Raw genomic sequence first — 6,713 nt, forward strand, 5'->3', positions numbered from 1 at the left:
CAGCATTCAGCCTTATAAACTAAACGGTATCTCTATCCCTGCGCTGGCCCCAACGTCATCGCTGTCGCTGTTGTTCGCGTTGGTGTACCACAGTGATGTATTCAAACGTACCGACTGATACACATCCCCGCTCCAACCGAGCTGTACACCTTTCAAGGTATCGGCATGGGGGAATGCTTTGTTGATCGACTGATTCTCCGGGTTAACTTTGGCGTAAACCAGGCGCGTACTCCAGCGCTGGTTATCCTCCGTAATTAGCTCAACCTTACCGGCAACGAGTTGACCATCACCGCCCATTGCGTCACCCAGCGGATAACCCTGCTGATAATATCCATCTTTATAAATATGGTGACGGTAGCTGTAATTGGTTCGACTCATATTTGTACGTGTATCATGCGCTTCCAGATACCAGTTCACTGCATCCTTACCCCAGCCGTGGTGCCCTTCGACCCCACCGAGGAACATATTTGCCGATGGCAGGTAACCAGATTCATCCTCACCGATCATCTGTCCGTAGAAACTGACTGGCCAGCCGAGAGTTGGCTCCAGTTTAAACTTGAAGTCAAAACCGGCCAGCTGGTTGCCTGGTTCGTTATCTGTCCCGGTATTATCCTGTCCGGTGAACCCGTCCCAGAAACTACTCAAAGAATGCGGACGCCCTTCTCCACCCCACTGCATAATGCGCGACGCACCTAATTCCAGTGACTGGAACGGCGTGAAGGTGAAACGGCCACCGATAATTTTAGTGTGTGGCACAGCGGTATATTGATTCATCTGGCTGGCGGAGATCTGGTACTGCCATGGCCCCACCCAGCGCAACCACCAGGTCTCTGGCGCTGCCTGCTCTGCGCGCTGCATCAGGAAACCGGTCATCGGCCGCATGGCATCCCCGCGGATCAGGCTCCCTTCATAGCCCGGTCCCCACCACTGTGGTACCTGACCAAAGGAGAGCCACTGGTTCCAGAACTTCACCGCGCCGTAGGCGCCGTTGGCGTTGAAGCGCGATCCGTTGCTGATCCGCTCTCCCCCTTCAACGTTGCCCTGCAGGTGAACATCCCACCACTCACCGCTGTTATTGAACGCCAGGCCTAACGAATTATCTGCCGGCTGCGTCTGGCCAAACCCCTGCGGAGTGCCCGGCTTGTCGGTTGAAGTGTAGCCGGTGACCCGAAAATCGGCTTTCAAGGCAGACAGTCGCTGGTTAATACGCGCCAGCACCACTTGTTCAGAAGAATAGGACGGTTTAGCCTTTTTCAGTGCCCGGGCGATCTCTTCCTGGCTCAGCGGCCAGGTCGACAGGCTCAGATGGATGACCCCGCGATCGGAAAGCCAGGCCAGGTCGTTACGCAAGTCGTTGTCATTTACCACTAACCCGGCCGCGTAAGCCTGGGCTCCCAGGGAGGAAAGCAAACCCAACGTCACGGCAATGCGCGCAATTTTTATCATTGTACAAGATCCATTTTCAGCCCCGCTGTCGTATCTCAATGAGAATGAGGGGAATAGCAAGATAGAAAGCGCTCGCGGCACCAGCTGACTTCGCTGTGCAACACCGGCGAGGCAAGTACATTTACCCTAAGCTGCTTGTTAGCCTTATAACATCCACTCAGCTCACAATGTAGGCGAATTTTACCCTACAGGCTATCAATGAGACAGGAAAGTTAATGTCCAGGCGATATCAGCAGCCGCTCCTGGCCAACTTCTGAGGATACCCGTAGAAAATTGATAGATATCTATTGAGGGCGATCATCCTGACCGGGACGATTTTTCAGCCGTTGAAGAGAACCTCTGTGCGGCAGCAAGCGGCTTCAGCGACGCTACCGCCCCTGGCTTAACAGCTACCAGCGCACTGACTACCTGAACGACTTAATTTTTTATCGACCTGTGGATGAATAATTGGTCAGGCCATTATTTTTGGCGGCGTTAAGTTTACGGGATTTCGGTCACAATTGGGAGTGTTGTTACCGAATATCTGCCAATTAATGCCGCCTGTCAGTTCTACTGACAAAAAATAAGCGGGTCACCAATTAAGATTATTCACTGATTTCCAGGGTTAGAAATCTTCCCGGTACTGCTACAACATCACACATGCAGCTAACTGACTGTAAAAAAACGTCTTTTTCCATAGCCCATCATCATGCAAAAATCAGATGATGGCGTTATAGTCAACTACAATTTCTAATAGTTTCCTGTGTCTGGATATTCATTGGATGTGCATCAGGTAACGTCTCAGCGCATTTAAGAAACGTCTGATCAAAGCTATATCCAGGCAAATATTCAATAACAATGTAGTAGCACTTCATTATTTCATAAATATGAATTATCAATTACCGGATATATAGTAGATTATTTTCTTATTTGTCTAATTAACCGGCGAAAACTTAATTTCCCCTGTAAAACAAATGGCGATTACCAAGCCTGCTTGTGCAGATCGGTACGCGTAAAGGGTTTATCCAGCGGCCCCACCGCGGTGGCGATTTGTCCCAGCAGGGACTGAGTCGGCGCTTTGCTACCGCTATGTAAAAGGATAAGTGGAACCATCACCAGGCATGCGACACCGCCCCATGAGATATTCACGCTTTCCGGATCAGAGGTACGTTTTTGCAACACCAGGAACAAAGCGCTGCCAGCAGCGCCCAGCAGCAGGCCGGCAATCACTTCCGAGACGGAATGCGCATGGATGACCAGCCGCGAATAGCCCACCACGGCGGCCAGAACATAGCCGGTAATAATGGCCGCTTTACGCAGACCGGCGGAGAAACGGGCGCTGAGCAGCCACAGGAAGATAGGCCAGAAGGCCGCGGAGAGCGCGGAGTGGCCGCTGAAGCCGGTGTAATCCAGCTCGCGAATACCCAGACCCCAGCCCATAAAGGCCAGTTTGGAGGCGCAGACGATAGCGCCGGTGATGCCGAACAGCAAACTCCACTGCCACGCCAGCAACCGCGACGTTTTACGCAGCATCAGGACAATAAACAGCGCCGCTGCGCTGGGCAGCAAAACGGTGCTATCGCCAAAAAATGAGATGAGTTGCCAGTTCATATACCTGTGATCCTTCGATGATGTCCACTGCCGTGCTCAGGGATTATCCGTAATGTCTGTACCAGCTCGCATGCCAATTCATTTCACATTTTTATGCATGCAAGTGAGATGTTTAAAGCGGAAACATGATCGCAGTCAAGTTTTATTTTTGGCTGTCGTTGACCGCTTTCCCTTCGCTTTAGGAATTGTCGCACTAAGTGACTATTCATAAAGCATTATTGCCGCTACTCCGACCATTGCACCACAGAGGCCAGAGACAAACTACCAGAAGTCTCCGAAGCCATACGTTTCTTTACAATCGTTATAACATTCGCGTTATGAATAATTTCTGCATAACGTTTTGAGCGGCAGGACGAATGCTTCAGCCTTGCCGCTCGGTTTCAGGCTGGCGCTCAGGCCAGCAGTTTTTTAATGCTTTCGCGGAATTTGGCGCCTTCTTTCAGGTTACGCATCCCGTAGGTGACGAAGGCCTGCATGTAGCCCATTTTCTTCCCGCAGTCGTAGCTTTCGCCGGTCATCAGCATCGCGTCGACGGACTGCTTCTTCGCCAGTTCGGCAATGGCGTCGGTCAGTTGGATACGGCCCCATGCGCCCGGCTCGGTACGTTCCAGTTCGGCCCAGATATCCGCCGACAGCACGTAGCGCCCCACCGCCATCAGATCGGAGTCCAGGGTCTGCGGTTCGTCCGGTTTTTCAATAAACTCGACGATACGCGCCACCTGGCCTTCAGCCACCATCGGCTCTTTGGTCTGGATGACGGAGTATTCGGAGAGATCGCCCGGCATACGTTTCGCCAGCACCTGGCTGCGGCCGGTCTCGTTAAAGCGGGCGATCATAGCGGCGAGGTTATAGCGCAGCGGGTCAGCGGTGCCGCCGTCAAGGATGATATCCGGCAGGACCACCACAAACGGGTTGTCGCCGACTACCGGGCGGGCGCAGAGGATGGAGTGGCCCAGGCCCAGCGGCTGCGCCTGACGCACGTTCATGATGGTCACGCCCGGCGGGCAAATGGCCTGCACTTCCGCCAGCAGCTGGCGCTTCACGCGCTGTTCCAGCAGGGCTTCCAGCTCGTAGGAGGTGTCGAAGTGGTTTTCCACCGCGTTCTTCGAGGAGTGCGTCACCAGAACAATCTCTTTGATCCCGGCGGCGACGATTTCGTCAACGATGTACTGAATCATTGGCTTATCAACGATCGGCAGCATCTCCTTTGGAATTGCCTTTGTGGCCGGCAGCATATGCATGCCTAGTCCTGCGACCGGAATAACCGCTTTCAAATTCGCCATATTCATCTTCACCTGTTTGGTTGCAAAACACGCGGTTTTGCAAAATTGTACATGTCACAAATCCATTGAAACTGATAATACACGGATACTGCCCGGGCATCTGCCCGCCAAATTCTTAAATTCACTGTCACGTAAAAGAATACACACAACTCTCTTTTACCAACAGTTAGAAGTGAGAATAATCTTATTCTCGTTCAGGTTATTCAGCGGCTCGTTCCTTTGCGCCGCGCGATGTGGCTGAGAGGCCCGTCTATCGTGGTCTGTTGGCCGCCGGCCCCGCCGCGCCGCGCGTATGCCCGAAAAGAATAGATAGAGATAATAAATTTCGCCAGGCAATATATTTCAGCATAAACAGCCGGATATGACGATATATTAGCCTGAATCCGCGGCAGTGAACTGCGATCCGCCCTATTCTGCACTCACTTCATAATATGAATTATGCTGGTTTTGTGAGCGGGCTTCGCGCTCCGCTTCTGCTCTGCACATCCGCGCTCGCCGTGACGAACCGCGGGAGGAAGCCCTTTTGCCGCCCTCGCTGAAACGCAGCGGAAAAAGTTCTGATATCGGCAAGCTTATTCCATGGTCGCCGCCATGGTGTTATTTTTTCACTGTTCTTTTCCGGAACATAATTCTTATCGGTTCGCTTAATCCGCTGGAAATATATCCATCCACGGCAGGGCGATATCCGCGTCGTTATTGCATTTTAGATTCATCTTATCCATGATCGTGGTAACACATACCGCAGTCGTACAGGTTTTAATACATATGGAATGGATTGCCGATCCGTCAATCTGGGCAGGTCTCGTCACGCTGGTGGTTATCGAACTGGTGTTGGGTATCGATAACCTGGTCTTTATCGCTATCCTCGCCGAGAAACTCCCTCCCGCCCAGCGCGACCGCGCGCGGATCACTGGCCTGATGCTGGCGATGGTCATGCGTCTTCTGCTGCTGGCCTCTATCTCCTGGCTGGTCACCCTGACCAAACCGCTGATTGTTTTTCACGACTTCAGCTTTAGCGCCCGCGATTTGATTATGCTGTTTGGCGGCCTGTTTCTGCTGTTTAAAGCGACCGTCGAGCTTAATGAGCGGCTGGAGGGGAAAGACAGCGATAACCCCACCCAGCGCAAAGGGGCGAAATTCTGGGCCGTCGTGGCGCAGATCGTGGTGCTCGACGCCATCTTCTCGCTTGACTCGGTGATCACCGCCGTCGGCATGGTCGATCACCTGGCGGTGATGATGGCCGCCGTGGTTATCGCCATCAGCCTGATGCTGATGGCCAGCAAGGCGCTGACGCGCTTTGTTAACAGCCACCCGACCATCGTGATCCTCTGTCTGAGCTTCCTGCTGATGATCGGCTTCAGTCTGATTGCTGAAGGCTTCAGCTTTATTATTCCGAAAGGCTATCTATATGCGGCCATTGGCTTCTCGGTCATGATTGAAGCCCTTAACCAGCTGGCGCAGTTTAACCGCCGTCGCTTCCTCTCCGCCAATATGACGCTGCGTCAGCGCACTACCGAAGCGGTGATGAATCTGCTGAGCGGGCAGAAAGAAAAAGCTGAACTGGATGCTGACACGGCGTCGCTGGTCGCCGATCAGGATCAACATCCACTGTTTAATCCGCAGGAACGACTGATGATTGAGCGGGTGCTGAACCTTAATCAGCGCAGCGTCAGCAGTATTATGACGTCGCGCCATGATATTGAGCGCATCAACCTCAGCGCGCCGGAGGAAGAGATCCGCAGCCTGGTGGAGAAAAATCAGCATACCCGGCTGGTGGTCACCGGCGGGAAGGATAATGAAGATCTGCTGGGTGTGGTGCATGTTATTGACCTGCTCCAGCAGTCCCTGCGTCAGGAGCCGCTGGATCTGCAGGCGCTGGTCCGTCAACCGCTGGTCTTCCCGGAGGGTCTGCCGCTCCTCTCGGCGCTCGAGCAGTTCCGCCAGGCCCGCACCCATTTTGCCTTTGTGGTCGATGAGTTTGGTTCCGTCGAGGGGATTGTGACCCTCAGCGACGTGATGGAGACCATCGCCGGCAATCTGCCCAATGAGGTGGAGGAGATCGATGCCCGGCACGATATTCAGCATCATCAGGACGGTTCGTGGACGGTCAATGGTCATATGCCGCTGGAGGACCTGGTGCAGTACGTTCCGCTGCCGCTGGATGATAAACGTGAGTACCACACCGTTGCCGGTCTGCTGATGGAGTATTTGCAGCATGTGCCGCAGGTGGGGGAAACCATTGAGATTGACGGTTATACGCTGCGCACGCTGCAGGTCGACAGCCATCGGGTACAGAAGGTGCAGATCGTCCCGCCGGTAAAGCAGGATGAGCTGGATTATGAGGTGTAATCGTCAGGCATAAAACCGGGGGGGGGGGGGGGGGGGGGGGGGGGG

4 protein-coding genes and 1 pseudogene are annotated in these 6,713 nt (G+C 53.5%); 2 read left to right on the forward strand and 3 right to left on the reverse strand.

All coding sequences use genetic code 11. The features are described from left to right. Positions 1 to 12: 12 nt before the first annotated feature. Complete coding sequence (locus HMPREF9538_RS18425) at positions 13 to 1,446, reverse strand: capsule assembly Wzi family protein (RefSeq protein WP_009484589.1); 1,434 nt, start codon at positions 1,444 to 1,446, stop codon at positions 13 to 15. 286 nt (positions 1,447 to 1,732) lie between these two features. Here HMPREF9538_RS18425 and HMPREF9538_RS32155 point away from each other — a divergent pair, with 286 nt between their 5' ends. Then, on the forward strand, positions 1,733 to 1,858 hold the full coding sequence (locus HMPREF9538_RS32155) for a hypothetical protein (protein WP_369744290.1): 126 nt from the start codon (positions 1,733 to 1,735) through the stop codon (positions 1,856 to 1,858). A 548-nt stretch (positions 1,859 to 2,406) separates the two neighbouring features. Here HMPREF9538_RS32155 and HMPREF9538_RS18420 read toward each other — a convergent pair. Next, on the reverse strand, positions 2,407 to 3,036 hold the full coding sequence (locus HMPREF9538_RS18420) for a phosphatase PAP2 family protein (protein ID WP_009484590.1): 630 nt from the start codon (positions 3,034 to 3,036) through the stop codon (positions 2,407 to 2,409). A gap of 315 nt (positions 3,037 to 3,351) precedes the next feature. Beyond that, positions 3,352 to 4,325: pseudogene (galF, locus tag HMPREF9538_RS18415) on the reverse strand (GalU regulator GalF). Positions 4,326 to 5,084: 759 nt separating this feature from the next. On the opposite strand from galF, the gene HMPREF9538_RS18410 reads away from it, so the two are divergent. Then, a complete protein-coding gene (locus HMPREF9538_RS18410) occupies positions 5,085 to 6,668 on the forward strand; it encodes a TerC family protein (RefSeq protein ID WP_004151147.1) in 1,584 nt (527 codons plus the stop codon). The last annotated feature ends 45 nt before the right edge of the window (positions 6,669 to 6,713 follow it).

The sequence above is a fragment of the Klebsiella sp. MS 92-3 genome (genome assembly GCF_000195655.1).
GTDB classification, from domain to species: Bacteria; Pseudomonadota; Gammaproteobacteria; order Enterobacterales; family Enterobacteriaceae; genus Klebsiella; species Klebsiella pneumoniae.